Source organism: Achromobacter sp. Root83 (genome assembly GCF_001428845.1).
GTDB lineage: Bacteria > Pseudomonadota > Gammaproteobacteria > Burkholderiales > Burkholderiaceae_B > Achromobacter.
Map to the genome: position 1 here is coordinate 45,583 of NZ_LMIU01000002.1, position 22,143 is coordinate 67,725.

At 67.2% G+C, this 22,143-nt stretch carries 24 protein-coding genes and 1 riboswitch; of the genes, 9 read left to right on the forward strand and 15 right to left on the reverse strand.

Annotated features, from left to right (window positions below; genetic code table 11):
- Positions 1-40: 40 nt before the first annotated feature.
- Positions 41-580, forward strand: coding sequence for a hypothetical protein (locus ASE30_RS05675; RefSeq protein WP_057283328.1), 540 nt, complete (start codon positions 41-43; stop codon positions 578-580).
- On the opposite strand, the gene ASE30_RS05680 is transcribed toward ASE30_RS05675, so the two are convergent.
- Positions 570-770 carry a helix-turn-helix domain-containing protein gene (locus ASE30_RS05680; protein WP_057283430.1) on the reverse strand — a complete coding sequence of 67 codons (201 nt, stop codon included), beginning with the start codon at positions 768-770 and terminating at the stop codon, positions 570-572. The two genes, ASE30_RS05675 and ASE30_RS05680, sit on opposite strands and share 11 nt — an antisense overlap.
- 226 nt (positions 771-996) lie before the next feature.
- On the opposite strand from ASE30_RS05680, the gene ASE30_RS05685 reads away from it, so the two are divergent.
- Positions 997-1,896, forward strand: a complete 900-nt coding sequence (locus tag ASE30_RS05685; protein WP_057283329.1) for an AEC family transporter — start codon at positions 997-999, stop codon at positions 1,894-1,896.
- Between the two features lie 15 nt (positions 1,897-1,911).
- Here the strand turns inward: ASE30_RS05685 and ASE30_RS05690 are convergent, their stop codons facing one another.
- The 5 genes from ASE30_RS05690 to ASE30_RS05710 all read right to left on the reverse strand — a co-directional run bounded on the left by ASE30_RS05690 (position 1,912) and on the right by ASE30_RS05710 (position 6,581).
- Positions 1,912-2,919, reverse strand: coding sequence for an Ldh family oxidoreductase (locus ASE30_RS05690; protein ID WP_057283330.1), 1,008 nt, complete (start codon positions 2,917-2,919; stop codon positions 1,912-1,914).
- A 31-nt stretch (positions 2,920-2,950) separates the two neighbouring features.
- Entirely contained in the window at positions 2,951-3,886 is a 936-nt protein-coding gene (locus ASE30_RS05695) for a hydroxyacid dehydrogenase (protein WP_057283331.1), read from the reverse strand.
- A gap of 46 nt (positions 3,887-3,932) precedes the next feature.
- Complete coding sequence (locus ASE30_RS05700; protein WP_057283332.1) at positions 3,933-4,946, reverse strand: tripartite tricarboxylate transporter substrate binding protein; 1,014 nt, start codon at positions 4,944-4,946, stop codon at positions 3,933-3,935.
- 150 nt (positions 4,947-5,096) lie between these two features.
- A complete protein-coding gene (locus tag ASE30_RS05705; RefSeq protein ID WP_057283333.1) occupies positions 5,097-6,272 on the reverse strand; it encodes a UxaA family hydrolase in 1,176 nt (391 codons plus the stop codon).
- Between the two features lie 27 nt (positions 6,273-6,299).
- Complete coding sequence (locus ASE30_RS05710) at positions 6,300-6,581, reverse strand: UxaA family hydrolase (RefSeq protein WP_057283334.1); 282 nt, start codon at positions 6,579-6,581, stop codon at positions 6,300-6,302.
- Positions 6,582-6,761: 180 nt separating this feature from the next.
- Here ASE30_RS05710 and ASE30_RS05715 point away from each other — a divergent pair, with 180 nt between their 5' ends.
- The 4 genes from ASE30_RS05715 to ASE30_RS05730 all read left to right on the forward strand — a co-directional run bounded on the left by ASE30_RS05715 (position 6,762) and on the right by ASE30_RS05730 (position 10,856).
- A complete protein-coding gene (locus ASE30_RS05715) occupies positions 6,762-7,517 on the forward strand; it encodes a GntR family transcriptional regulator (RefSeq protein WP_057283335.1) in 756 nt (251 codons plus the stop codon).
- Positions 7,518-7,561: 44 nt separating this feature from the next.
- Positions 7,562-7,643, forward strand: a riboswitch (SAM riboswitch).
- Positions 7,633-8,892, forward strand: coding sequence for a homoserine O-acetyltransferase (locus ASE30_RS05720; RefSeq protein ID WP_057283336.1), 1,260 nt, complete (start codon positions 7,633-7,635; stop codon positions 8,890-8,892). Its footprint overlaps the riboswitch before it by 11 nt.
- On the forward strand, positions 8,889-9,503 hold the full coding sequence (gene metW / locus ASE30_RS05725; RefSeq protein ID WP_057283337.1) for a methionine biosynthesis protein MetW: 615 nt from the start codon (positions 8,889-8,891) through the stop codon (positions 9,501-9,503). Before ASE30_RS05720 ends, metW begins: the two co-directional genes overlap by 4 nt.
- A 105-nt stretch (positions 9,504-9,608) precedes the next feature.
- On the forward strand, positions 9,609-10,856 hold the full coding sequence (locus ASE30_RS05730; protein ID WP_057283338.1) for a muropeptide transporter: 1,248 nt from the start codon (positions 9,609-9,611) through the stop codon (positions 10,854-10,856).
- Between the two features lie 65 nt (positions 10,857-10,921).
- Here ASE30_RS05730 and ASE30_RS05735 read toward each other — a convergent pair whose 3' ends face one another.
- Complete coding sequence (locus ASE30_RS05735) at positions 10,922-11,791, reverse strand: universal stress protein (RefSeq protein ID WP_057283339.1); 870 nt, start codon at positions 11,789-11,791, stop codon at positions 10,922-10,924.
- Positions 11,792-12,015: 224 nt separating this feature from the next.
- On the opposite strand from ASE30_RS05735, the gene ASE30_RS05740 reads away from it, so the two are divergent.
- A complete protein-coding gene (locus tag ASE30_RS05740) occupies positions 12,016-12,654 on the forward strand; it encodes a trimeric intracellular cation channel family protein (protein ID WP_057283431.1) in 639 nt (212 codons plus the stop codon).
- Positions 12,655-12,774: 120 nt separating this feature from the next.
- Positions 12,775-13,446, forward strand: coding sequence for a GntR family transcriptional regulator (locus ASE30_RS05745; RefSeq protein WP_057283340.1), 672 nt, complete (start codon positions 12,775-12,777; stop codon positions 13,444-13,446).
- A 43-nt stretch (positions 13,447-13,489) separates the two neighbouring features.
- On the opposite strand, the gene ASE30_RS05750 is transcribed toward ASE30_RS05745, so the two are convergent.
- From ASE30_RS05750 to ASE30_RS05765, 4 genes are read right to left on the reverse strand one after another with little or no spacing between them, the layout of a single operon-like run.
- A complete protein-coding gene (locus ASE30_RS05750; RefSeq protein WP_057283341.1) occupies positions 13,490-14,257 on the reverse strand; it encodes a LamB/YcsF family protein in 768 nt (255 codons plus the stop codon).
- Positions 14,258-14,270: 13 nt separating this feature from the next.
- Positions 14,271-15,263, reverse strand: coding sequence for a biotin-dependent carboxyltransferase family protein (locus tag ASE30_RS05755; RefSeq protein ID WP_057283342.1), 993 nt, complete (start codon positions 15,261-15,263; stop codon positions 14,271-14,273).
- Complete coding sequence (gene pxpB, locus ASE30_RS05760; protein WP_057283343.1) at positions 15,260-15,994, reverse strand: 5-oxoprolinase subunit PxpB; 735 nt, start codon at positions 15,992-15,994, stop codon at positions 15,260-15,262. The genes ASE30_RS05755 and pxpB overlap by 4 nt, the downstream gene beginning before the upstream one ends.
- 24 nt (positions 15,995-16,018) lie before the next feature.
- A complete protein-coding gene (locus tag ASE30_RS05765) occupies positions 16,019-16,450 on the reverse strand; it encodes a VOC family protein (RefSeq protein WP_057283344.1) in 432 nt (143 codons plus the stop codon).
- Positions 16,451-16,601: 151 nt separating this feature from the next.
- Here ASE30_RS05765 and ASE30_RS05770 point away from each other — a divergent pair, with 151 nt between their 5' ends.
- Positions 16,602-17,516, forward strand: coding sequence for a LysR substrate-binding domain-containing protein (locus ASE30_RS05770; RefSeq protein ID WP_057283432.1), 915 nt, complete (start codon positions 16,602-16,604; stop codon positions 17,514-17,516).
- A gap of 89 nt (positions 17,517-17,605) precedes the next feature.
- Here the strand turns inward: ASE30_RS05770 and serA are convergent, their stop codons facing one another.
- The 4 genes from serA to ASE30_RS05790 form a co-directional block, all read right to left on the reverse strand.
- Entirely contained in the window at positions 17,606-18,805 is a 1,200-nt protein-coding gene (gene serA / locus ASE30_RS05775) for a phosphoglycerate dehydrogenase (RefSeq protein WP_057283345.1), read from the reverse strand.
- A gap of 171 nt (positions 18,806-18,976) precedes the next feature.
- Complete coding sequence (locus ASE30_RS05780; protein ID WP_082601469.1) at positions 18,977-19,435, reverse strand: DUF411 domain-containing protein; 459 nt, start codon at positions 19,433-19,435, stop codon at positions 18,977-18,979.
- A gap of 68 nt (positions 19,436-19,503) precedes the next feature.
- Complete coding sequence (locus ASE30_RS05785) at positions 19,504-20,361, reverse strand: copper resistance protein B (RefSeq protein WP_057283347.1); 858 nt, start codon at positions 20,359-20,361, stop codon at positions 19,504-19,506.
- 3 nt (positions 20,362-20,364) lie between these two features.
- Complete coding sequence (locus ASE30_RS05790; protein ID WP_057283348.1) at positions 20,365-22,143, reverse strand: copper resistance system multicopper oxidase; 1,779 nt, start codon at positions 22,141-22,143, stop codon at positions 20,365-20,367.

Here is a 22,143-nt window from a genome sequence, read left to right on the forward strand (position 1 = left end):
GGCTTCCTCGAATTGAATAGACCGTCCGGGTCCTCGGGTAATGATGATTTCATCGCTGTTTCGTTTCATGTTGAAGAAAGCCGGCGTCTTGGCAGGGTTGGCCGTGCTGCTGGCAGCGTGCTCGCCCAGTTACAACTGGCGCGAAATGGATGTGGCCGACGGCCACGTGCGCGCGGCGTTTCCCGCCAGGGTTTCGACCGATACCCGCGACCTGAAGCTGGATACCCATACCCTGCAGTTCACGTTGGCCAGTGCCACCGTCGGTGAAGGGGTTTTTGCCGTGGGGTCGGCCCCGCTGCCCCCGGAGATCGCGGGGAACCCGGCGGCCAAGCGGGCGCTGGGCGTGGCGTTGATGCGTTCGCTGTACGTCAATATGCAGTCGACGCCGCCGATGGAATGGCCCCCTTATGGCGAGGCAATCGAGGTGCATGGCAAGGTGGCCGGCAAGCCCGGATGGCTGCAGGCCAAGGTCTGGGTGACCGACACCATGCTGATCGAGGCGGTGGCCGCCGGCACCCAGGAAAGCCTGCCGGCCGAGCGCGCGCGCGAATTCCTGCGGTCGGTGGTGGTCAAGCCTTGAGGGTGTCCAGGAGCCCCAGCCGAAGGGCCGCGACCACCGCGGCGCGGCGACCTCGCACGCCGAGCTTTGCGCAGGCGTTGCGCAAGTGAAAGTTCACCGTGCTTTCGCTTACCCCCAGGATTCGGGAGGTTTCCCAACTGGTCTTGCCCGCGGCGGACCAGTGCAGGCAGGCCGTCTGGCGGTCGGACAGCGGCTTGCCCGGCGGCGGCGCGCCGCCGCATGCGGCAAGGAGCGATCGGGCGGGCTGGGGGCGCAATGGGTTGACGGGCGGGTCGGCGGGCGGGTTGACGGACATGGCGGCGGGGGCTGGTCGCCCTTCTATGAACGATGGCCTCATGCTGCGGTTTGCATAGCCAGCGGGGCAAGCAACGATGCCTTGATGCATCAATCCTTTTATCTTTGATGGAATAAGCCGCATGTTGGCCATCGCGCAGTTTTACTTTTCAGCCATTGTGCTGATGCTGCCCCTGCTTTCCTGCGTGGGAATCGGCCTGTTCTGGGGCAAGCGCGGTCTTCCGTTCGGCGGCTCGTTCATCACGACGCTGGTGACGTCGGTGACCACGCCTGCCCTGGTGTTCCACACCTTTGTCACGACCCACCTGGATGACCGCGCGCTGGCCGACGTTGCCGTGGCGACCCTGCTCGCCCTGCTGCTGTGCGCCGTGGTTTGCGCGCTGCTGCTCAAGGCCTGGAAGCTGCCGGTGCGCAGCCTGCTTCCCACCGCCTTCCTGCCGAACGCCGGCAACCTGGGGCTGCCGATCTCCCAGCTTGCCTTTGGCGATGCCGGCCTGTCGGTGGCGGTGGCGTTCTTTGCGGTGAGTTCCTTCGTCATGCACACCATCGCCGTGCGGCTGCTGCCGGGCGTGAACACCAAGGGAAGCTGGAAAAGTCCGATCCTGCTGGCTTCCGTGGTGGCGGTGGCGATGCGCGTGCTGCACATTCCGGTGCCGGACTGGATCATCGAAACGGCGCGCATGCTGGGCGCGGTCACGGTGCCGCTGATGCTGCTGAGCCTGGGCCATGCCCTGGCGCTGATTCCGTCCAATGGCATGCGCGATGGCGCCAAGGTCGGGGCGATCCGCCTGGCCGTGGGCCTGGCCGCCGGACTGGCCGTGGTGTGGGCGCTGGACCTGGAACCGTTGCTGGGGGGCGCGCTGGCCTTGCAGATGGCGATGCCCTGCGCCGTGGTCAGCTATATGTACACCAAGCGGTACGCGCCTACGCTGGGAGACACCGCGGCGGGCGCCGTGCTGGCGTCCACCGTGGTGTTCCTGCTGCTGGCGCCCCTGATGCTGTGGTTTTCCCACGGGCAATAGGAGCAGGGGGCTGGCTCAGCTTGCGCCGGCCATGGCGCGCAGCTGCGCCATCAGCGTGTCGGGCAGGTCCACGCCGTGCTTGATGGCTTCGTCGCGCAGTTTGCGGCGGCGGTCGCCGGGCAGGCGCACGCCCTCGTCTTCGAGCATGGCGTCCACCAGGGTTTCGACACGGTCCAGGTAGGCGTTGTTGCCGGCCAGCGCGCCCGGATCGATGGCCATGAAGGCCTGCCCCAGGCGCGCCGGGCCGCCCTCGTCCACGAAGAATGACTCCGTTTCAAAGCCGAAGTGCGCGCCGGTCAGCGCGCAGGCCAGCAGTTCGACGATGAGTGCCAGCATGGCGCCCTTGACGCCGCCGGCGGGCAGCATGCTGCCTGCCAGCCCGGCCTTGGGATCGGTGGTGGGCTGGCCGTCCGCGTCCAGCGCCCAGCCCAGGGGGATGGGCTGGTTGTCGCGCGCGGCGATCATCAGCTTGCCGCGGGCCACCTGCGACAGCGAAAGGTCGATCACCAGGCGCGCGCCGCCCCGGCGGGGAAAGATGGCGGCGATGGGGTTGGTGCCGAACAGCGGGCGCTTGCCGCCCCAGGCGGGCATGGCCGCCGGAGAATTGCTCAGCGCCAGCGCCACCAGCCCCGCGTCGGCCAGGGCTTCCAGGTGATAGGCGGCTTCGCCGAAATGGTGGCTGTTGGCGACGCCGACGAATGCCACCCCGTGTTCGCGGGCCCGGATCGCGGCCTGCTCCACAGCCAGGGCGCAGGCCGGGAATGCCAGGCCCGAGCCCGCGTCGATCAGCGCCGCGCCGCCGCGCTCGTGCACGATGCGGGGCACGGCCGAGCCGATGGCGCGGCCCGTGCGCAGGTGCCCGGCGTAGAAGGGCACGCGCGACAGGCCATGGGAGCTGAGCCCCTGGCTTTCCGCGAAGACCAGAGCGCGCGCGGTGCTGTCGGCCATGGCCGCGTTGGCGCCCGCGGCGGCCAGGCCGGCCGCCGCCAGGTGTTGAAGTTCGTCCAGATAGATGTGAGCCATATCCTTCCTGTCGAGGGGCGCGCGCCGCGAGTCAGCGGGCGCCGCCGGTAAGCGCTATTGTCACCCCGGCGGCCACCATGTCGGAAACCCGGGTGTTGGCTTCTTGCGTCAGGCCGGCGATATGGGGCGTGAGGATCAGGTTGGGAGCGTCCGCCAGGGGGCCGCCGGCGGGCAGCGGTTCCTGTTCGAATACGTCCAGCGCCGCGCCGCGCAGGCGGCCGGACCGCAGCGCGGCGGCGAGCGCGGCTTCGTCCACGATGCCGCCGCGCGAGGTGTTGATCAGGATGGCGCCTTGGCGCATGCGGGCGATGCGGGCGGCATCCAGCAGATGACGGGTATCCGGTGTAAGCGGGACATGCAGCGTCACCGCGTCGGCCTGCGCCAGCAGTTCGTCGAGTGCTAGCGGCTCGGCGCCGGTTTCCTGCCAGGCCGGATGGTCCGGCGGCAGCGCCGCGTCGCTGCCCACGACGCGCATGCCCAGCCCGCGCGCCAGGTGGGCCGCCAGCCGGCCGATGCCGCCAAAGCCCACCACGCCCAGCGTCCGGCCATGCGCCTCCAGCCCCTGCGACAGGGCGGCGCGCGGCCACCGCCCCGCCGCCACGTCGGGCGTGGCCGCGTAGGCGCCGCGCAGCAGCGACAGCATCGTGCCGATGACGTATTCGGCCACCGCGCGGGCGTTGGCGCCGGTTGCCGGCACCACCTGGATGGCGCGCGCCGCGCAGCCCGGCAGGTCGATGTTGTCCAGCCCCACGCCCAGCCTGCCCACCGCCCGCAGGCGCGGGGCGGCCGCCAGCAGTTCGGCGTCCACCTGGCTGCGGTTGCGCACGATCAGGGCGTCGGCATCGCCCGCGGCCTTGAGCAGCGCGCCGCGCTGTTCGACCATGTCGGGCGCGTAGTGCACGTCGAACCGCTGGCGCAACGCATCCACGGCGGGCGCATCCATGAACTCCGAAATAAGAACTCGCATCTGCCGGACTCCTTTCGTGGTTGGCAGTGTTGGCGGCCTTGCGGCGTCAGGCGACCTGGATGTTGGCGTCGCGGATGATCTTGGCCCAGCGGTCCACCTCGGACTTGAGGTAAGCGCCGAACTCCTCGGGGCCGCGCGCCTGCGGCACGAAGCCCAGTTGCAGCAGCGCCTGCTTCATGGCGGGCTGCGACACCTGCTTCACGATGGCGGCGCCGATGCTCCGGACCAGTTCGGGGGGCGTTCCAGCGGGTGCGAGCACGCCGGTGAAGTTCTCGACGATCAGGTCCGGCAGGCCGACCTGCGCCACCGTCGGCACGTCGGGCAGGTCGGCGCTGCGGTCGCGCGTGGTGATGGCCAGCGCGCGCAGCGATCCGTTCTTCACATGGGCAAGGGACTCGGGATAGTTCGAGAACACGACGTCCAGATGTCCGCCGATCAGGTCGGTGAGCGAAGGCGCGCCGCCTTTGTAGGGCACATGGGTCAGCGGCGTTCCCGTGAGTTTCTGGTACAGCGCCAGCGTCAGGTGCGGAGGCGTGCCGTTGCCGCTGGAGCCGGCCGCCAGCGGCTTGGCCCGGGCCGCGCGCGCAAGGTCATCCATGCTCTTGATGGAACTCTTGGCATTGACCACCACCATGATGGGCGAGGACGCCAGCCCCGCCAGCGGCGTCAGGTCGCGGGTCAGGTCGTAGCCCGCCTTGCCCGCGAAGAGCGTGGCGTTGGCGGCGTGCGACAAGGTGATGGCCAGCCAGGTGTAGCCGTCGGGCGCGGCATGCGAGACATGGGCGGCGCCGATGTTGGCGCTGCCGCCCGGCTTGTTCTCCACCACCACGTTCCAGCGTTCGGCGTCGCCCAGCGCCTTGGCGACCTGGCGGGCGGCGACGTCCGTCAGGCCGCCGGGCGGGAAGGGCACGACGTAATTGATGGGCCGCTGGGGCCAGGGGCCACTCTGCGCCAGCGCCCGTTCCCACGGGGCCAGCGCACAGAGGCCCGCGGCGCCCAATGCGCCAAGCATGCGGCGGCGCCGCGCGTCCTGCAGGGGGTGTTGCGGTTCGCTACTCATCTGTCTTCCTCCTTGGGGTGCGCCCGGGTAGGAATGCATACGCCTTTGTTGCCGCGGTCTGCGCCCGGGTCTGCTGGTTCTTGTCGGTGATGCTGCGATGGTGCCGCGAGGATTGCCGGCGCGTTCTCCTGGACGCGCCGGCGGGGGGCGCTATGCGCTTTCGAATATCCGCGTCAGGACGAATTCGCGGTGGCCCAGGGCCTCGGCCGCGGTCCACCGGCCGTTGGCCGTGGCCAGCATGCATTCCAGCAGCTTGTCGCCGGCCTGGTTCAGGTCGATGTCGCGTTGCAGCAGGCCGCTGGTGTCCACGTCGATGTGCTCGGACATGGTGCGGACGGTGCGGGGATTCGCGCAGATCTTGATGACCGGCAGGATCGGGTTGCCGATGACGTTGCCCTGTCCCGTGGGAAAGAAGTGCACGGCATAGCCCGATGCGGCGCACAGGGTCACCATTTCGGCCGCGGCCGAGGACGAGTCCATGAACCACAGGCCCGGCCCGTCGGGAATCTCGGCCTTGTCGATCACGCCGTCCACGCGGCATTTCTTGCCGATCTTCTGGATGTTGCCCAGCGCCTTTTCCTCGATGGTCGTCAGTCCGCCGGCGATGTTGCCCTTGGTGGGCTGAGACTCCGACAGATCGCTGGTCTTCCAGCGGTCGATCATGGCCTGATAGCGGTCGAACATGAACATGAACCGCTCGCGCACCGCGTCGTTCGCGCAGCGCTCGGCCACGATGTGCTCGCCGCCGGTCAGTTCCGAGGTTTCGCCGAACACCAGCGTGGAACCCAGCGCATAGAGTTTATCGAACGCGTTGCCCACGGTGGGATTGGCGCCGCAACCGGAGGTGGTGTCGGATTCGCCGCACTTGGTGGAGACCCACAGATCCGAGATGGGGCATTCGCTGCGCGTCAGCGCGGTGGCGTAATGCACGTATTCCTTGGCGCAGCGCGAGGCGCGCATGATGGTGTCGTGGTCGCCATGAAGTTCGATGGAAAAGCCCATGACGGGCTTGCCGGTGGCGGCGATGCCGTCGACGACTCGCTTGGTCCAGCCTTCTTCGATGCCGATCACCACCACGGCGGCGACGTTGGGGTTACAGCCGGTACCGATCAGCGTGCGGAAGTGCAGTTCCAGGTCTTCGCCGAATTGCAGCCGGCCATAAGGGTGGGGCAGGGCCAGGGTGCCCTTGATGTTGTTGGCGACGGCTTCGGCCGCCGCGTTGGAGATGTCGTCCACGGGCAGGACGATGACGTGGTTGCGCACGCCGACGCGGCCGTTGTCGCGACGATAGCCTTGGAACGTGGTCTGGGCAGTGATGATGGACATGGTGGTTTCCTGTGCGGTGGGGGACGCTTACCAGCGCTTGGTCTTGATGTTGTGCACATGGGCGTGCTCGCCTGCCTTGATGGGCGCCACCACGCGGCCGATGTCGACGCCGTACTTGAACACCGTGTCGCCCTCCGCCATATCCCGCATCGCGACCTTGTGGCCGATGGGTATGTCCTGGGAGGCGCGCACATGGATGATCTTGTCTTCATCCATGATCCAGGCGTTCAGTTCCGTTCCGGCCGTCAGGCCTTCCACCACGGCAACCGCGACCGTGTCCTTCGCATCGTGCAATACGGCGTGAATCATTGTCTTCCTCTCTTGGTCAGGGGCGCCGCGGAGGCTGCGCGCGGCGCGGATCACAACGGCCAGGAAATCTTAGGACGGTCCTTTTCCAAAGTCAACTACATCATATATATGAATTGTATGACTTGAGGATGCGCCGTCCGCGCCGCTACACTGGGGGTCCATGAATATTGCGATGCACCCATGAATACCAGCCTGTCATCGACTGTGCCCCTAGGCAGTCCCTTGTACGAACAGGTCAAGCAGGCCGTGCTTGCCGCCCTGGCGCAAGGCGAATGGACGCAGGGCGAGGCGATTCCGCCGGAAAAGCATCTGGCCGAGCGCTTCGGCGTGTCGATCGGCACTTTGCGCAAGGCCATCGACGAGCTGGCGGCCGAAAACATCCTGGTCCGCCATCAGGGGCGCGGCACTTACGTCGCGGTGCACACGCGCAATCACCATTTCTTCAAGTTCTTCCGCATCGTCGGCCAGGATGGGAGCAAGTCCTACCCCGCCACCGAGCTGCTGCGTTTCCGGCGCGCCAAGGCGTCGGCGGTGGCGCGCGAAAAGCTCTCCCTGCCGGCCGGCGCCCACGTGTACGAATTCATGAACGTGCTGTCGCTCAACGGCGACGTAGTGATGGTGGACGACGTCTGCCTGCCCGAATCGCGATTTCCCGGGCTGGTCGAAGCGCATCTGCGCGAACGCGCCAGCACGCTTTACGCCCTGTACCAGGACCTGTTCGGCGTGAATGTGATCGCAACGGACGAGCGCCTGCGGACATGCCTGGCCGAACGCCCGCACGCGCGCTGCCTGGGCGTGCCCGAGGGCAGCGCGCTGCTGGAGATCCGCCGCATCGCGTTTTCGTACAACCGCCAGCCCGTCGAGTGGCGCGTCTCGCGAGTGAACACCGAACGCTACGAGTACCTGGGCCAGGAGCCCTGGGAGGCTGGCTCCTGAACCGTCCCGCGGCGAAAGCAGTGCTAGAATTCTTGCCGCAGTACCCAATTTTCGGCGCCGATTTGCCTGATCCGCTTGCGGGCGCCTTCCAATAAATCCAGCTAAAGAGGTCCGTATGACCACTCCTGCCCAACATTTGGCCGGTGATTCGGCCAGCGGGTTCGTACCCGCAACCGTCACGACTTCCGATGCCGCCGATCCCGGTTCGGTTGGCCTCGTTTCTCCCACGTTCATCCGCTTCGATGAGCCGCTGCCTTTGCTCAGCGGCCAGTCGCTGGCCGCCTACGAACTTGCCGTGGAAACCTACGGCACGCTCAATGCCCAGCGCACCAACGCCGTCTTGATCTGCCATGCGCTGAACGCCTCGCACCACGTGGCGGGGCAGGCGGCGGACAATCCCAGCGACGTGGGCTGGTGGGACAACATGGTGGGTCCCGGCAAGCCGGTGGACACGAATATCTTCTTCGTGATCGGCGTCAACAACCTGGGTTCGTGCTTTGGTTCGACCGGGCCGGCCAGCATCAATCCCGAAACCGGCAAGCCCTGGGGCGCCGCCTTTCCGGTCTTGACCGTGGAAGACTGGGTGCGCGCCCAGGCGCGCGTGGCCGACCACTTCGGCGTCGAGCGCTTCGCGGCCGTGATGGGCGGATCGCTGGGCGGCATGCAGGCCCTGAGCTGGTCCATCACCTTGCCCGACCGCGTGGCCAACTGCATCGTCATTGCCAGCACGCCGCGCCTGTCGGCGCAGAACATCGGCTTTAACGAAGTGGCCCGCCGCGCCATCATCACCGATCCGGATTTCCACGGCGGTGACTATTACGCGCAAGACACCGTGCCGCGCCGCGGCCTGTCGGTGGCGCGCATGATCGGCCACATCACCTATCTGTCCGATGACGACATGGCCGAGAAATTCGGCCGCGCGCAGCGCGCGCCCGCCGAGAACGGCGCTTACCACTACGGCTACGACGTCGAGTTCGAAGTGGAGTCCTACCTGCGCTACCAGGGCGAGAAATTCACGCGCTACTTCGACGCCAATACCTATCTGCTGATCACGCGCGCGCTGGACTATTTCGATCCGGCTCGCATGACGGGCGGCGATTTGGCCCGCGCCCTGGCGCCGGCCAAATCCGACTTCCTGCTGGTGTCGTTTTCGACCGACTGGCGCTTCCCGCCCGAACGTTCGCGGGAAATCGTGCGCGCGTTGCTCAAGAACGCCAGCCCCGTCACGTACGCCGAAATCGACGCGCCGCACGGCCACGACGCCTTCCTGCTGGAAGACGCGCGCTACCACGCCGTGGTTCGCGGCTACTACGAACGCATCGCCCGAGAACTTGGACTGGGCGCCGCCGCCTTGACCGAAGGACGCCCCGAATGACTCCCGTTACCCCCCGCTATGCCCACAGCGCGCTGCGGCCCGATCTGGCGCGCATCGCCGGCTGGATCGAACCCGGCAGCCGCGTCCTGGATCTGGGCTGCGGCGATGGCGCCTTGCTGGCGCACCTGCGCGACCACCGCCAGGTCCGTGGCGCCGGCGTGGAACTGGACGACACCTGCGTGATCGCCTGCGTGCGCCGCGGGGTAGAGGTCATCCAGCAGAACCTGGAAGACGGCCTGGCCCTGTTCGACGACAAGCAGTTCGACACCGTGGTGTTGTCGCAGACCCTGCAGTCGATGCACCGCACCGAGCACATCCTGCGCGAAATGGCGCGCGTGGCGCGCTACGGCGTGGTGTCGTTCCCCAACTTCGGTTATTGGCCGCATGGCTGGGCCATCCTGCGCGGCCGCATGCCGGTGACGGGGCAGATGCCCTACCAGTGGTACAACACGCCGAACATCCATCTGTGTACGCTGCGCGACTTCGAGCAGCTTGCCGAAGAGGTGGACGTGAGCATCCTCGAGCGCGCCACCTTCAATGAAGGCAAGGAAGTGCGGCTGTTCCCAAGCTGGCGCAGCACGCTGGCCGTGTACCGCTTCGCATCCCCCTGACATTCCGACACGCATCTCCTGACGGCGCGGACGAACAGGCCCTAAAATGCCGCAAGCCCGCGGCCGGCGCCGATTGCGCCGCCGGCCAAGTCCCAGGAGACCGTCATCACCGCTGTATCCAACGTCTACACCAGCCCGCGCGTTGCCCCATTGCTGGTTTTGGGCTTTGCCAGCGGGCTGCCGTTGGCCCTGACCAGCGGCACCTTGCAGGCCTGGGCCACTGTCGAAGGCGTCCCGCTTCAGGAAATCGGTTTCCTCACCCTGGTAGGCACGGCCTACACCATCAAGTTCCTCTGGGCCCCGCTGGTGGACCGCTACGTGCCGCCCTTGCTGGGCCGCCGCCGCGGCTGGATGCTGGTGACCCAGCTGCTGCTGGCGCTGGCCATCATGGGGATGGGGGCGATGTCGCCGTCGGCCGCGCTGATGCCCCTGGCCTTGCTGGCGGTGTTGGTGGCCTTCCTGTCCGCCACGCAGGACATTGCTTTCGACGCCTATTGCACGGACGTGCTGCGCAAGGACGAACGGGGCGCGGGCGCGGCCATCAAGGTCATGGGGTACCGGCTGGCGATGATCGTGTCGGGCGGCCTGGCGCTGATTCTTGCGGACCAGTGGATAGGGTGGGGCAATACCTACGTGCTGATGGGGGGGCTGATGCTGCTGTGCGCGCTGGCCACGTTATGGGCGCCGGAACCCGAACACGTTTCGCGCCCGCCGCGCAGCCTGCGCGAGGCCGTCGTCGAACCCCTGCATGAATTCTTCACCCGCCGCGGCGCACTGGCGGTCCTGCTGCTGATCGTGCTGTACAAGCTGGGCGACGCCTTCGCCGGCGCGCTGTCCACCACCTTCCTGATCCGCGGCGCGGGCTTCACGCCGACCGAAGTCGGCACCGTGAACAAGGTGCTGGGGCTGGCGGCCACCATCATCGGCGCGCTGGCCGGCGGGTCGCTCATGTCGCGCTGGGGGCTGTACCGTTCGCTGATGGCCTTCGGCCTGCTGCAGGCAGTGTCGAATCTGGCGTACTGGCTGATCGCGGTCAGCCCGAAGAACATCTGGCTGATGGCCACCGGGGTCGGCATCGAGAACCTGTGCGGCGGCCTGGGCACGGCGTCTTTCGTCGGCCTGCTGATGGCGCTGTGCCGCCAGCGGTTCTCGGCCACGCAATTCGCTTTGCTGTCGGCGCTGTCGGCCGTGGGCCGCACCTATCTGGCCGGGCCGCTGACGCCGCCGTTGGTGAACCATCTGGGCTGGCCCGGCTTTTTCCTGCTGACGGTCGCGATTGCGATACCGGGGCTGGTGCTGCTGAAGATCCTGCGCGGCACCATCGCTTCCATGGAAAAACAGGGCGAAGCGTAGCCGCGCCACGTTTCGCCCTGTGTGAAAGGCGGCGCCCAAAGCGCCGCCTTTTTTCTTTGGCCCGATTACTCGTCGCCAGTCAGCCTGACGATCAGCACGTCGCTGGGCAAGGATTCCAACAGGCGTTCAGCCACGCTGCCGATCGCCGTGCGCAGGATGCCCGTGCGGCCATGGGTGCCCGTCACGACCAGGTCGGAACGGTGGTTGAACGAGTATTCGGACAGCACGGTTTCCGGCTGGCCGGCTTCCAGCACGACCTTTGGCGGCACTCCCTTGGGCAGTTCGGGCGTTTCGGCGATGAACTGCAGCGCGCACTGTTCGGCGGTCTTGAAGAAGCTGTTGACGACGGCGTCGTCGGGCGTGTTCACCCCCTGGAAGGGCACTTCATAGGCGTTGAACAAGGTCAGGTCGGCGTTGGGCACGAGTTGCAGCGCCGCGCGCAGCGCCTGCCGCGAGCCGGCCGAGAAGTCGGTGGCGACCAGGACGTCGCGGTACGGCTTGCGCGGGCGGTTCTTCACGACCAGCACCGGCTGGCGCGCCTGGCGGGCCAGCTTTTCCACGGTGGTGCCCAGCAGCAGGCGGCCCAGGGTTTCGTCGCGGGCGATGCCGGTGACGATCAGCGAGCAGCCGTAGGTGTCGGCCGTTTCCATGATGCGCGCAAGCGGATCCCCCTTGGCGACGACGACTTCGGTGGGCACATCGGCCGCGGCCAGGTCTTCCGCCAGCTCGCGTTCGGCCAAGGCCTTGTGGTCGGTCGACAGGCGCCGCCAGACCGGCGTGGTCAGGCGCGCGGGCGTGGCATGGGATTCCATGACATGCAGCACGATCAGCTTGGTATTGAGTTCCTTGGTCAACTGCAATGCGCGGTCCAAGGCTCGGTCGCCGCGTGCGCTCAGGTCGGTGGCCAGCAGGATGGGGCCAGTTTGCTGTGTCATACCTTATCTCCCGGTTGTGGCCAGATGGGCGGCTCCCGCGTCCGTGCCGTCTGGCTATTGGCGCCCGGTCGGGCACATTTCCATTGTCTCGCCGCGAAACGAGACGGGCTTTGATGGATATCAACCCAGGGTCGAGGGTACGGGATGGCGGGCCGGCAGGCAATGGGCGCCGGCCGCCGGCCAGGCTCAATACAATGGGGCCTTCCTCGACCTTCGCGCGTCCCATGCTCTCCGATATTTCGCCCGTTCTGCTGCACACGCTGTACCTCGTCGCCATCGTGGCCGAAGCCATGACCGCGGCGCTTTCGGCGGGGCGGCGGGACATGGACTGGATGGGCGTCTGCATCATCGCCTGCGTCACCGCCCTGGGGGGCGGCTCGTTGCGCGACGTGCTGCTGGGGCACTATCCGCTGACCTGGGTGATCCATCCTGAATACCTGTGGATGACCGGCGGGGCGGCGATCCTGACCGCCCTGATCGCGCCGGTCATGCGGCGGCTGCGCAGCGTGTTCCTGCTGGCCGACGCGCTGGGACTGGTGGCTTTTACCGTCATCGGCTGCCAGGTGGCGCAAATGATGCAGCTTCCGATCACGGTGGTGCTGATCAGCGGGATGATCACCGGATGCGCCGGCGGGGTGCTGCGGGATGTACTCTGCAACGAGGTGCCGCTGCTGTTCCGCAAGGAGCTCTACGCCAGCGTGTCCCTCGTGACCGGCGCCCTGTACCTGGGTGTGCAGGCCTTGGGCCTGTCCGCCAACGCCGCCGTGCCCATCGCGCTGGCCGCCGGCCTGGCGATGCGCCTGCTGGCGCTGCGATTCAACTGGCAGATGCCCAAATTCGTGTATCGCGACGATTGGGACTGAACGGCCGGGCGCCGGGATGGTTTTTTCGGTATGAAACAGTATTACTACTTGTGTTTCAATAAATTTCTAGTATCTTGTCACTGTCTCATACCATGCGTTGCGCAGTAAAAGGGGAGCCGATTGGACGTCAAAGCGCCCGCCACGATTCCGTATTTCCTACAGGAACAGATTCGTGAGTTGATAGTGGACGGCACTATCCGGCCAGGGCAGCCGTTGCGGGAACAGGAACTGGAGCAGCGCTTCGGCACCAGCCGCAGTCCCATCCGGGAAGCCCTGCGTCTGCTGGAGCTGAGCGGCCTGGTTACGCATATTCAGCGCAAGGGCTTCCGGGTCACCCTCTATACCGAAACCCAGATCCGCCATCTGTACATGTTGCGCGCGGAGCTGGAGGCGTACTGCATCCGTCAGGTTGCCGAAATGCCCGATGTGGCGCCGCTGGTGGCCGAATTGCGCGGCTATCACGAGGCGATCGTCGCCGCGATGGCCCGCCGCGACGTGCGCGGCTTTATCGTGGCATCGCGCGAGTTCTATCTGGCAAGCGCCCGTTACACCGGAAATACGCCGCTGACCAGCATGCTCAGCAAGCTCTACGAGCAGATCGAGCCGCTGCGCTATCTGCTGGCCCGTCAGTCGCTGGCGTCCAACCAGATCCCGAACTACACGCACGGGATACTCCTGGCGCTGGGCAACCGCGACTTTGACCGCGCGGCCGAGTTGACGCGCGCCTACGTGGTGGAAGTATTGCCCGAAATCCTGCGGACCTATCGCAGCGCGTCCCTGCAGGACGCTTGATCAGCAGGCGCCCCGGCTTCTGACGCCGGGCGGCCACCACCCCTCAGCCGCGAGGCGGCGTACCCACTTCGATGCCCGCCTTTTCCAAGGCCTGGCGGATGCCGTTGGCGAAAATCAGCGCGTTGGGCTGGTCGCCATGGATACAGAGCGTGTCGGCCTGCACCGGCACGTCCTTGCCGTCGACCGAGCGCACCAGACCTTCCCGCACCATGCGCACCACCTGCGCCACGGCCTGATCCACGTCTTCGATCATGGCGCCGGCACGCGCGCGCGGCGTCAGCGAGCCGTCGTCCTGGTAGGAGCGGTCGGCGAATACTTCGTTGGCGGCCGCCAGGCCGATGGCGCGCGCGGCGTCGATCAGCTTGCTGCCCGCCAGGCCGTACAGGATCAGCGAGGCGTCCACGTCCTTGACCGCCTGGCAGATGGCTCGCGCCAGGCCTTCGTCCTTGGCCGCCATGTTGTAGAGCGCGCCATGGGCCTTCACATGGTGCAGCCGCGCGCCCTGCGATGCCGCCACGCCGGCCAGCGCGCCGATCTGGTAGACCACGATGTCATAGGCTTCGTCGGGGCTGATCTGGATGATGCGGCGGCCAAAGCCCGCCAGGTCCTGCAGGCTGGGATGGGCGCCAAGCGCCACGCCCTGCTTGAGCGCGGCCGCCACGGTCTTGCGCATGGTGGCTGGATCGCCGCCGTGAAAGCCGCAGGCGATGTTGGCGGAGCTGACGTATTGCAGCACCGCCGCGTCGTTGCCCATGGTCCAGGCGCCATAGCTTTCGCCCATGTCGCAGTTCAAATCGATGCGGGTGGTCATAGCGGTTTCCTTTTTAGGCCAGGAGCGCGCGCAGCGGCGCCAGCGCCTCGTGCAATTGCGCGAAGGCGCGTTCGCGCTCGCCGTCCAGGCGCTGCGCTTCCTCGAGTTCGATGCGCTGGAATCGCAGGGCCTGTCCGGGCGCGCATTGCGCCAGGGCGGGCAGGTCCACCGTTGCGATCTGCGCGATCTTGGGATAGCCGCCGGTGGTTTGCCGGTCGGCCATGAGGATGATGGCCTCGCCGCCCGAAGGAACCTGCACGGTGCCGAAACAGGCGGCCTCCGACAGCATTTGCCGTGGCTGGTTCATGGACAGGCGCGGACCGATCAGCCGATAGCCCATGCGGTCGGACTGCGGGCTGATGTGGAATTCGGATTCGGCGTAGGCGCGGCGGCTGGATTGCGAGAATTCCGGCCAGTGCACGCCGGGCAGGAAGCGGATGGCCTCGCGGCGCTTGTTGCCCAAGGTGGACGGCAGGTAGACGCGGACATCCCAAAGCGCTTTCTGCAATGCGCCCAGGTCGCGGCCTTGCGCGAGCGGCTGGCGTAGGGGGATGACATCGCCCTTTGCCAGCGCGCGCCCCTGGAAGCCGCCGAAGCCGCTGCGCAGGTAGGTGGTTTCGCTGCCCATGACGGGCGCCAGCGCAAAGCCGCCATGCACCGCCAGATAGGCGCGCACGCCCGCCGCGGGCCGGGCTCCGAAGGCCAGGATGTCGCCGGCCCGGGCGACCAGCGGCCGAAGCAGCGGAATGTCCTGGCCGTTCAGCGTGGCGCCAAGGTCGGCGCCGGCCAGCGCGAAGCAGGCCGGGGCGTCAAAGCGCAGGGACGGGCCGGTCAGGGTGATTTCCAGCGTGGCCGGGTCGCCGGTATTGCCCGCCAGCGCGTTGGCCAGCCGGTGGGCGCGTTCGTCCATGGCGCCCGCCACCGGGATGCCCTGGTGCTGGTAGCCTTCGCGCCCGCGGTCCTGGAAGCTGGACTGCATGCCGGGCTTGATCACGGTCACGCTCATGGCCGGGCTCCGCGGATGCGGTCGAATTCTTCGGGGCCGATGGGCACGAACCGCACCGAGTCGCCAGGCTGGAGCAAGGCGGCGGGGTCGCGGGACGGATCGAACATCACGAGCGGGGTGGCGCCGATGATGTTCCAGCCGCCCGGCAGCCGGTTCGGGTAGATCACGGTCTGGCGGTTGGCGATCGCCACGGCGCCGGGAGGCACCGCGGTGCGCGGCGACGGCCGCCGGGGAATGTTCAGTTTTTCGTCGTGCACGCCCAGGTAGGCGTGGCCCGGCGCGAAACCCAGCATGAACACCATGCTGCGCGGCTGGCTGTGCAATTGAATGATGCCGTCGGGCGTGAGGCGGGCGGCGCGGGCCACTTCGTCCAAGTCGGGTCCGTGTTCGCCACCGTAGCAGACGGGGATATCGACCTCGCGTCCGCCGGCGTCGGCGGCCGGGATACCGTTGGCCAGCAGGGCCTGGATATGTTCGGCCAGCGTGGCGTAGGAGGGGCCTTCGCCGTGTCCGCCGGGGCGGTAGTGCACCGCCACCGCGACAAAGGAGGGCACCACGTCGGTCACGCCCGGCAGCCGCGCGTCGCGCAGCTTGCGGGCCGCGGCCAGACAGGTGCGTCCTACCGAGGCGTCGATCTGGTCTCCGAAGGAGATGATCAGGCAGCGGTCACCCTGGGGCAGGATGCGCCAGCGGGTTTCGGCCGGAGAAGGGGGGTCTGAAGTTGCGTTCAACGGCACGAAACCTGTAGTGGCGGATTACTTGGCGAACAACGAATCCATGTTCTTGAATGCCTTGAATTCCAGCGCATTGCCCGACGGATCCAGGAAGAACATGGTGGCTTGTTCGCCCACTTCGCCCTTGAAACGGATGTAGGGCTCGATGACGAACTCGGTGCCGGTGTCGGTCAGGCGCTTGGCCATGGCTTCCCATTGTTCCATGGAAAGCACGGCGCCGAAATGGCGCACCGGCACATTATGCGAATCCACGGCGCTAGTGGCCTTGTGGCCGCATTCGCCGGGCGACAGGTGAGCCACGATCTGGTGGCCGTAGAAATTGAAGTCGATCCAATCGGGCGAGCTGCGGCCCTCCGGACAGCCCAGCTTGTCGCCGTAGAAGGCGCGGGCTTCGGCCAGGTCGCGGACCGGAAAGGCCAGGTGGAACGGCGGCAGATTGGTTTGGGCGGTCATGAAAAGCTCCGGGTGAGGCAAAAGAAGATGATCGGTCAGAATGCGGGCCGTCGCAAGATTGCGGGACGCTTAGCACCAGTGTGTAGTTTAGGTATTGTTTTTTTGATTGAAAAACGATATTTTTTGTGTCTTAGCATCGAAAATATTGATCGTGATCAAAGAATTCAGGACCTTCCTGGCGGTGGCGCGCGACGGCACCTTCACCGGCGCCGGCGTTCACCTGGGGCTGACGCAGTCCGCCGTCAGCGCCCAGATCAAGCGCCTGGAGGAATACCTGGGGATCGAACTGTTCGACCGTGGCGCGCGCGCGGCAGTGCTGAATGCCCATGGCCGCGAGATGCTGCCTCAGGCCGAGGAACTGGTCGCCATGGCCGAGCGCATGGTCACCACGGCGGGCGCGGGCCACGTCAGCGGCTCGCTGCGCATCGGCGCCATCGCCTCCGTGCAGCAGGACCTGCTGGTGCGCGCGCTGGGCGTATTCCGCGCCGTCTACCCGGACGTGCGGGTGCGCATCGTGCCCGGCGTATCGCTGTCGTTGCTGGGGCAGGTGGACGCCGGCGAGGTGGATCTGGCCGTGCTGATCCGGCCGCCGTTTGCCCTGCCTCCCGAATTGGGCTGGCAGCCCCTGATGAGCGAGCCCGTGGTGCTTGCCGTGCCAGAATCCCTGGCGCCCGCGCCGTGGCGCGAACTGCTGGCGACCCAGCCCTTCATCCGCTACGACCGGGCGTCGTTCGGCGGGCGCGTGGTGGACATCTTCCTGAAGAAGCACCGGATCAACGTCCACGAGGCCGTGGAGCTCGACGAAATCGAGGCCATCGCGGGCATGGTGCGGCATGGCCTGGGCGTGGCGCTGCTGCCGCGACTGCGGCGGCTGGATATGACGGGGCTGCGGCTGGTGTCTCTGGGCGAGGCGGCGTTCCATCGCGAGATCGGCATCATCGGGCGCCTGCCCTTCGATGCGGGCAGCGTGCGGGACAAGATCGCGGAATGCCTGGTGAGGTCGGCGGCCGACGATACATCGACGACTCCAATCACCCTCGCATCAAGCGCAAGCGAAAAGGCCTGAGCCCGGTTCGGTACCGGACCCAGGCCTTCGGCCTTTGGATAACCGACCGTCCAACCATCGGGCGGCCAGTTCTCGAAGGGCTCTTTGCTTTACAGCCGGTCGCAGCGCACGGTGATCGGATGGTCGCGCAGGGCGGTCATCACGATGTCGTCGACCTGGCCTTCCACGTCCGTGATCACGTAGCCGATCTGGCCGCGGGTCTGCAGGGTTTGGCTGACGATGTTCAGCCCGTGCTGCGCCATCAGGTTGTCCAGTGCGCCCAGGGCGCCCGGCGCGTTGCGGTGGACGTGCAGGATGCGCGTGCCGCCCGCCTGTTCCACATAGGGCAGTTCCGGGAAGTTGACCGCGCCCTTGGTGGTGCCGGCTTGCAGGAAACGCACCAGTTTCTCGGCCACTTCGCGGCCGATGTTCTCTTGCGATTCCTGCGTGCTGCCGCCGATGTGCGGGGTCAGGATCACGTTGGGCATGCCGATCAGCGGGCTGGCCAGCGGTTCGTCGGCGCTCTTGGGCTCGGTGGGGAACACGTCCAGCGCGGCGCCGGCCAGGTGGCCGGACTTCAGCGCCGCGTGCAGCGCGGAGATATCCACCACCGTGCCGCGCGAGGCGTTGATCAGGATGGCGCCGCGGCGCATGCGCGCGATGGTTTCCGCGTTCATGATGTTTTCGGTGGACTTGCCGCCGGGCACGTGCAGCGTCACGACGTCGGCCTGTTCCAGCAGGTCGTTCAGCGTGCCGGCGGGGCGGGCGTTGCCCAGCGGCAGCTTGGCTTCCACGTCGTGATAGATGACGCGCATGCCCAGGCTTTCGGCCAGCGTGCTGATCTGCGAGCCGATATTGCCGTAACCCACGATGCCCAGCGTCTTGCCACGGGTCTCGAAGGCGCCGGAGGCGCTCTTGTCCCAATGGCCCAGGTGGACGCGCGCGTTCTTTTCGGGAATGCGGCGCAGCAGCAGGATGGCTTCGCCCAGCACCAGCTCGGCCACCGAACGGGTGTTCGAGAAGGGCGCGTTGAACACCGGGACGCCGCGCTGCATGGCCGTATCCAGGTCGACCTGGTTGGTGCCGATGCAGAAGCAGCCCACGACGCGCAGGTCGGGGTTGCCGGACAGCAGGGCGGCATCCAGATGCGTGCGAGAACGGATCCCCGCCACTTGCACGCCGCGCAGGGCGTCGTGCAATTGCGCCGGCGGCAGGGCCGCGGCATGCGTGACGATATCGGTGTAGCCGGCGGCTTCGAATACGGCGCGGGCGCTCGGGTGGATGTTCTCGAACAGGACGATTTGTGCCATGACTGCCAGGGGGTGGGTGAGAAACGCGTTTTATTTATTGTGGCGCATTTTTGCTGCAGTGCAAGGAGTAGCCATTGAGCCGGTGTGGATGAATTGTTTCAGCGCGGCGGCTAGCGCGGCGGCTAGCGCGGCGGCTAGCGCGGCGGCGAGCGCCGCGGCCAGCGCGCGCGCCTAGCGGTAGGCCTGGAAGACCTTGGACTGGCCCTGCTTATCCACCAGCACCACATCGTGCGGGGTCTTGCGGCCGCCGTATTCCGGGCCATCCATGCCGGGCGACCCCAGCGGCATGCCCGGCGCGGCCAGGCCCGCCGCGTGGGGCTTTTCCAGCAGCAGCCGGCGCACATCGCTGGCCGGGACGTGGCCTTCGACGGCATAGCCGTCGACCATGGCCGTGTGGCAGGAGCCGTAGTCCGCCATGCCCGCGTTACGGCGGATGGGGCCGGTGTCCTGGACGTCATGCGTGGTGACGGCGAAGCCGTTGTCGCGCATGTGCTTGACCCAGTCCTCGCAGCAGCCGCAGGTGGGCGTCTTCCAGACTTCCACCTTGACGGGCGTCTGCGCGGTGGCATAGACGGGGGCGCACAGGGCCGCGGCGATAAGCAGGCGGCGCGTAAGACGGGAAACGTTCATGATGCTCCGTACAGAAAACGTGAGTCCTTGCGGGGCGCGGGCCCTGAAGGGTCAGAACCAGAATCGGGTCAGAACCAGAAGCGGACGCCCGCGATGATGGCGGCCTGGGACCGCCCTTCGCCGGCATCGGCCGCGTAGCGTGCGGTTTGGCCGAACTTGCGTTCAAAGGATACGCCAACATAGGGCGCGAATTCGCGCGTGACCTCATAGCGCAGCCGCAGCGATAGCGCGCCCTGCGACAGGCCGGAACCGATGCCGCGCGCCGGGTCGTCCTTGCCATAGAGGCTGGCCTCCAGCTCGGGCGTGAAGATCAGCCGCTGGGTCAGCAGCAGATCGTATTCGGCCTTCAGCGCCAGCGCGGTGCGGCCGGACGGACCGGCGTAGGCGGTGGTCTCCAGTTCGATGTTGTAGGGCAGCACGCCTTCGATGCCGATGGCGGCCCAGTTGCGCTTGGGGCCCGTGCCGATGTCCCGGCGCGCGCCCAGCTGCAGGTCCCAGAACGGCGACACGGCGTGGCTCCAGAAGGCTTCCACCTTGCCGTCCGAGCCGCCGCCGCTTTCTCGTTCACCCTCGCTCTTGACCACCAGCCGGTTGGCGGCGGTGCCGAACCAGTAGCGGCCGTCCCATTCCAGCGCGTTCTGGCCATCGCGATTGCGGGCGGCGCCGAACTTGTCGAACAGCACTTGCCAGGTGGGCGCGTTGTCCATCATGTGGGGATGGATGCCATAGCTGTCATAGCCCCGCTCGCCCGCGCCGTCGCTGGCGGGCAGGCTGCCCACGGGTGGCGCGCCGGTGGCCGGGGCGGTGCCGTGGCCCATCGATCCATGGTCCATGCCGGCGGATTGCGCCCACGATACGGGGCCGGCCAGTGTCATTGCGATGGCGCAGGCGCCCAGCAGCGCATGTCGGGGATTCTTCGGTTTCATTATTTACTCCACCACGACCGCCCTGAACATGCCGGCCTCCATGTGATACAGCAGATGGCAGTGGTAGGCCCAATGCCCGCGCGCATCGGCGCTGACGCGATAGCTCAGGCGCTGCGCCGGATTGAGCGTGATCGTGTGCTTGCGCACCTGGAACGCGCCGTCGGGCGATTCAAGGTCGCTCCACAGTCCGTGCAGGTGGATCGGATGCGTCATCATCGTGTCGTTGACCAGAACGAAGCGCACCCGCTCGCCGTAGCGCAGCACGATGGGCTTGGCGTCCGAGAATTTCACGCCGTTGAACGACCACATGTAGCGTTCCATGTTGCCCGTCAAGTGCAGCTCGATCTCGCGCGAGGGCGGACGGTTGTCGTCCGGTTCGCGCATGGAACGCAGGTCCGCGTAGGTCAGCACGCGGCGGCCGTTGTCGCGCAGGCCGACGCCCGGATCGTCCAGCCGCGTCGACACCACGTCTGGCAGCATCGAGTTGCCCACGCCGCGCTCGGCAGCATAGGGGTGCCTGACCTCGATCATGCCGCCTTGCTCCGCGCCGGAGCCGTGGACGCCGCCGTGGTCCATGCCCGCCATGGCGGCGTGGTTCATCGCGCCGGCGGCCGCGCCGTCCTGCATGCCCGCCATGTCGTGGCCGCCACCCATGTCGTGGGCCATGCCCATGTCCATCATGCCCAGCAGCTGCACACGGTCCACCGCCGGCACCTCGGCCTGCATGCCGGCGCGCGGCGCCAGCGTGGCGCGCGCGTAGCCGGAGCGGTCCATGGCTTGGGAGAAGATGGTGTAGGCGCGCGCTTCCCGTGGTTCGACGATCACGTCGTAGGTTTCCGCCACGCCGATGCGGAATTCCTCGACGTCCACGGGCCTTACATCCTGCCCGTCGGCGGCCACGACCGTCATCCGCAAGCCGGGGATGCGCACGTCGAAGTACGTCATCGCCGATCCGTTGATGAAGCGCAGGCGCATGCGCTCGCCCGGCTGGAACAGCCCGGTCCAGTTGCCCGCCGGCGTGGCGCCGTTGGTGAGGAAGGTGTAGGTCGAGCCTGACACGTCCGCCAGGTCTGACGGGTTCATGCGCATCTGTTCCCACATCAGGCGTTCGGACAGCGCGCCGCGCCAGCCCTTTTCCCGGGCGTCGGCCGCCAGGCTCTGGATGCTGGGCTGGATGCGGTTGTAGTAGTCGGGCATCACCTTCAGCTTGTTGAACAGGCGCATCGGGTCTTCGTCCGTCCAGTCGGACAGCAGCACGGTGTAGTCGCGGTCGGACGCGATGGGGTCGCGGTGGCGCGGATCGATGACGATGGCGCCGTACAGGCCGGTCTGCTCCTGGAAGCCCGAGTGGCTGTGATACCAGTACGTGCCGCTTTGACGGACATCGAAGCGGTAGGTGAATGTCTGGCCCGGATCGATGCCGGGAAAGCTCAGGCCCGGCACGCCGTCCATCTCGGTGGGCAGGAGGATGCCGTGCCAGTGGATGGATGTCTGTTCGCGCAGGCGGTTGGTGACATGCAAGGTCACCGTATCGCCCTCGCGCCAGCGCAGCAACGGCGCGGGCAGCTGCCCGTTAACCGTGGTGCCGATGCGCGCGGCGCCCGTGAAGTTCACGGGGGTCTCGCCGATCTCCAGGTGGAATTCGGTGCCGCGCAGTTCGGCGGCCGGCGCCGTGTGCTCGCGCGCCAGCGCCACGCGCCAGCCGCCAAGCGCCGCCAGCGCGCCGCCGGCGGCCAGGCCCTGCACGAAGCGCCGACGGCCAGGGGGAGGAGATGTCGTCAT

Excerpts from the sequence above, each read along its gene's own strand:
- ASE30_RS05675 (WP_057283328.1), top strand. The coding sequence starts at position 41 with ATGATGATTTCATCGCTGTTTCGTTTCATGTTGAAGAAAGCCGGCGTC.
- ASE30_RS05685 (WP_057283329.1), top strand. The coding sequence starts at position 997 with ATGTTGGCCATCGCGCAGTTTTACTTTTCAGCCATTGTGCTGATGCTG.
- ASE30_RS05690 (WP_057283330.1), bottom strand. The coding sequence starts at position 2,919 with ATGGCTCACATCTATCTGGACGAACTTCAACACCTGGCGGCGGCCGGC.
- ASE30_RS05695 (WP_057283331.1), bottom strand. The coding sequence starts at position 3,886 with ATGCGAGTTCTTATTTCGGAGTTCATGGATGCGCCCGCCGTGGATGCG.
- ASE30_RS05700 (WP_057283332.1), bottom strand. The coding sequence starts at position 4,946 with ATGAGTAGCGAACCGCAACACCCCCTGCAGGACGCGCGGCGCCGCCGC.
- ASE30_RS05705 (WP_057283333.1), bottom strand. The coding sequence starts at position 6,272 with ATGTCCATCATCACTGCCCAGACCACGTTCCAAGGCTATCGTCGCGAC.
- ASE30_RS05710 (WP_057283334.1), bottom strand. The coding sequence starts at position 6,581 with ATGATTCACGCCGTATTGCACGATGCGAAGGACACGGTCGCGGTTGCC.
- ASE30_RS05715 (WP_057283335.1), top strand. The coding sequence starts at position 6,762 with ATGAATACCAGCCTGTCATCGACTGTGCCCCTAGGCAGTCCCTTGTAC.
- ASE30_RS05720 (WP_057283336.1), top strand. The coding sequence starts at position 7,633 with ATGACCACTCCTGCCCAACATTTGGCCGGTGATTCGGCCAGCGGGTTC.
- metW (WP_057283337.1), top strand. The coding sequence starts at position 8,889 with ATGACTCCCGTTACCCCCCGCTATGCCCACAGCGCGCTGCGGCCCGAT.
- ASE30_RS05735 (WP_057283339.1), bottom strand. The coding sequence starts at position 11,791 with ATGACACAGCAAACTGGCCCCATCCTGCTGGCCACCGACCTGAGCGCA.
- ASE30_RS05740 (WP_057283431.1), top strand. The coding sequence starts at position 12,016 with ATGCTCTCCGATATTTCGCCCGTTCTGCTGCACACGCTGTACCTCGTC.
- ASE30_RS05750 (WP_057283341.1), bottom strand. The coding sequence starts at position 14,257 with ATGACCACCCGCATCGATTTGAACTGCGACATGGGCGAAAGCTATGGC.
- ASE30_RS05755 (WP_057283342.1), bottom strand. The coding sequence starts at position 15,263 with ATGAGCGTGACCGTGATCAAGCCCGGCATGCAGTCCAGCTTCCAGGAC.
- ASE30_RS05765 (WP_057283344.1), bottom strand. The coding sequence starts at position 16,450 with ATGACCGCCCAAACCAATCTGCCGCCGTTCCACCTGGCCTTTCCGGTC.
- serA (WP_057283345.1), bottom strand. The coding sequence starts at position 18,805 with ATGGCACAAATCGTCCTGTTCGAGAACATCCACCCGAGCGCCCGCGCC.
- ASE30_RS05780 (WP_082601469.1), bottom strand. The coding sequence starts at position 19,435 with ATGAACGTTTCCCGTCTTACGCGCCGCCTGCTTATCGCCGCGGCCCTG.
- ASE30_RS05785 (WP_057283347.1), bottom strand. The coding sequence starts at position 20,361 with ATGAAACCGAAGAATCCCCGACATGCGCTGCTGGGCGCCTGCGCCATC.
- ASE30_RS05790 (WP_057283348.1), bottom strand. The coding sequence starts at position 22,143 with ATGACGACATCTCCTCCCCCTGGCCGTCGGCGCTTCGTGCAGGGCCTG.